Consider the following 2,901-nt stretch of genomic DNA (forward strand, 5'->3'; position numbering starts at 1 on the left):
GACTTGGCAAGCCTTGTTGCCGGAACCAAATATAGAGGACAGTTTGAAGAAAGAATGAAAGCCGTAATGAATGAATTGGAAAAAAATGATGACATCATTCTTTTCATCGATGAAATTCATACGATTGTTGGTGCTGGTGGAGCAACAGGCTCACTAGACGCTTCCAATATGTTCAAACCAGCATTATCAAGAGGTGAAATTCAATGTATAGGTGCGACTACATTAGACGAATATCGTCAATACATAGAAAAAGATGGAGCACTTGAAAGACGTTTTCAAAAAGTAATTGTTGAACCTACTTCTGTTGAAGAAACAATTGCTATTTTAAACAACATTAAAAACAAATACGAAGATCATCATAATGTAATTTATACACCCGAAGCTATTGAAGCTTGTGTTAAATTAACAAATCGCTACATGTCTGAACGATTTTTACCAGACAAAGCCATTGATGCATTGGATGAAGCTGGATCTAGAGTTCATATCACCAATATTGATGTTCCAAAACAAATATTAGATCTGGAACGACAATTGGAAGAAGTTCGTGAGTTGAAAAATTTGGTTGTTAAGAAACAAAAATATGAAGAAGCAGCTAAACTTCGTGATGATGAGAAAAAGATAGAAAAAGATTTAGCTATAGCGCAAGAACAATGGGAAGAAGATTCTAAAACCAACAGAATATTGGTAACTGAAGACAATGTAGCTGATGTTGTATCTATGATGACTGGAATTCCGGTAAATCGTATTGCACAAACTGAAAGTAACAAACTAGCCAAATTGCCTGAGCTAATTCAAAATAAAGTAATTGGACAAAACGAGGCTGTTTTAAAAATCGCTCGTTCTATTCAAAGAAATCGCGCTGGATTGAAAGACCCAAACAAACCGATTGGTTCTTTTATTTTCTTAGGTCAAACTGGTGTTGGTAAAACACAATTAGCCAAAGTTCTTGCTAAGGAATTATTTGATTCTGAGGATGCATTGGTTAGAATTGACATGAGCGAATACATGGAGAAATTTGCGATTTCAAGATTGGTTGGAGCGCCTCCAGGATATGTAGGTTACGAAGAAGGCGGTCAATTAACCGAAAAAGTTCGTAGAAAACCATATTGCGTGGTATTACTTGATGAAATTGAAAAAGCACATCCTGATGTTTTCAACATGATGCTTCAAGTGCTTGATGATGGTTTTTTAACCGATAGTTTAGGCCGAAAAATTGATTTCAAGAACACGATTATCATTATGACATCTAATGTTGGTGCTCGACAATTAAAAGATTTTGGACAAGGAGTTGGATTTGGCACTGCTGCCAAAATTGCACAAGCCGATGACAATTCTAAAAGCGTTATTGAAAATGCTTTAAAGAAAGCTTTTGCACCAGAATTTTTGAATAGAATTGATGATGTAATTGTGTTTAACACTTTAGAAAAAGAGGACATCAATTTAATTATTGAAATCGAGTTAAAAAAACTTTATGATCGCATCAAAGAACTAGGTTATCAGTTAAAATTATCTGATAAAGCCAAAGCATTTATCGCCGATAAAGGTTTTGACAAACAATTTGGTGCAAGACCATTAAAAAGAGCTATTCAGAAATATGTTGAAGATACATTGGCTGAAGAAATTATCACTTCAAAAATTGCATCTGGTGATGAAATCTTTATGGATATCGTGGATGGTTCACAAGAATTAACCGTAAACATACACAAGGCAGAGGAACCCACCAATCAAGCTGAAGAACCTACTAATCAATAATTTAAAATAAAATACTCCATAACAAACCCGTTACGTTTTAATAACATAACGGGTTTATTTTTTATAGGATATTATCGTATTTTTTTAAAAACAAATATCTACATTTGATAGTTATAAAAAAGACCAACCAAAATTAATTTATGTTTCAAAATAAAGTCATACTGGGTAGCGAAGAATGGTGCTCTTTTCCAGAATTAGGTATTCCAACAATTAAAGCCCGTGTCGATTCTGGCGCAAAAACATCTGCTTTGCATGCCATCAATATTGCTCCATTTATAAAAAATGATGCCAATTGGGTAAAGTTTGACATTAATCCTATACAAAACAATATAAAAACTGTTATCCATTGTGAAGCTCCAATGGTTGACAAAAGAATCGTAAAAAGTTCTAGTGGTTTTAGGGAACATCGTTATGTTATTCAAACCAACATTTCCATTGGAGACACCAAATGGCCCATCGAAATGACTTTGACAAATCGCGATTCAATGGGGTTTAGAATGCTTTTGGGACGTGAAGCCATGAGTGGAAGAATATTGGTTGACCCAGAACAAAAATACCTTTTAGGACAACCTACTACGGAAAGTCTCACAGAACTTTATAAAAATTCAGAAAAAGCAAGTTCTGGTTTAAGAATCGGACTTTTAGCCAGTAATCCTGAATTGTACAGCAATAAAAGAATTATGGAAGCTGGAGAAATGCGTGGTCATGAAATGCATTTTTTGAATATTAAGGAATGCTATATGAAACTGGATGCCAAAACTCCAGAAATTCATTATCGTGGAGGAAAAATATTGAACCAATTTGACGCAATCATCCCCAGAATTAGACCAAGTATTACCTTTTATGGTTGTGCCTTAACAAGACAGTTTGAAGCCCTGAAAGTGTATTGCTTAAACTCATCGACTGCTATCACACAATCCAGGGATAAATTATTTTCATTACAATTATTACTGAATCACGGTGTTGACATTCCAACAACTGGATTTGCCAATTCCCCTTTAGATACTGATAATTTAATCAAAATGGTTGGAGGTTCACCTCTTATTGTAAAATTACTGGAAGGAACACAAGGAAAAGGTGTTGTATTGGCAGAAACAAAAAAAGCTGCTGAAAGTGTAATTAACGCATTCAAAAGCCTTAATGCAAATA

General features: G+C 34.4%; 2 protein-coding genes. Both read left to right on the top strand.

From position 1 onward, the window contains the following. A partial coding sequence (locus VFS71_RS10710; protein WP_326401210.1) for an ATP-dependent Clp protease ATP-binding subunit occupies positions 1 to 1,752 on the top strand: 1,752 nt, incomplete at its 5' end. 140 nt (positions 1,753 to 1,892) lie between these two features. After that, positions 1,893 to 2,901, top strand: a 1,009-nt coding sequence (locus tag VFS71_RS10715; protein ID WP_326401211.1) for a RimK/LysX family protein, incomplete at its 3' end; no start/stop codon positions are given.

It is taken from the genome of Flavobacterium sp., from assembly GCF_035760125.1.
GTDB lineage: Bacteria > Bacteroidota > Bacteroidia > Flavobacteriales > Flavobacteriaceae > Flavobacterium.